Source organism: Aeromonas sp. 1HA1 (genome assembly GCF_029237385.1).
Taxonomy (GTDB): Bacteria; Pseudomonadota; Gammaproteobacteria; order Enterobacterales; family Aeromonadaceae; genus Aeromonas; species Aeromonas popoffii.
On record NZ_JAACGC010000226.1, the window covers coordinates 1 to 547 of the forward strand.

Here is a 547-nt window from a genome sequence, read left to right on the forward strand (position 1 = left end):
CTGCATGCTAGTACAATCAGAACCACCATCGCTAATGAGGCCAGCATTGCCGGAGCCATTGCATTTCGCGTCAATGCTGGCGGCGATAACTATCTACGCTATTGCAGCAATATAGGTGCAGTGCGGGGCTGGTTGAATGCGGCCCTAACACCGTGGAATGTTAAGAACAGGTTGTATATCGAAGACCCCGCATACCCGATGACGGAATACCACATACCCGGAAAAGCAGCGGTGCTCACCTACCTGACCGCTCTCGGCGACTACCTCATCGGTACGTCAAACGGTGCGGGATCGTCATCTGCCACCAGACTCAAGGTTGACCCCAGCGGAAATTTGTTTGCTACAGGCGGCGTACATGACGCTGGGCACAGGGTATACAGCCCCCACAACCCGCCACATAACTCCCATAACCACACCGCTGCGCAAGGCAACCAGGACATTGTCGCCAGCGGCTGGGGGCAGGTAGGCACCTACATGTTTGCCGCCGTTATCCCGGGCCATGCCACCTCCATGAACCCGTCCGCAACAATCGCCGGCTCATCGCTGC

The 547-nt window shown here is 57.0% G+C and carries 1 pseudogene; it reads left to right on the forward strand.

The window, feature by feature from the left end:
- Nucleotides 1-547, forward strand: a pseudogene (locus GWQ22_RS21790) (phage tail protein); the annotation flags it as partial.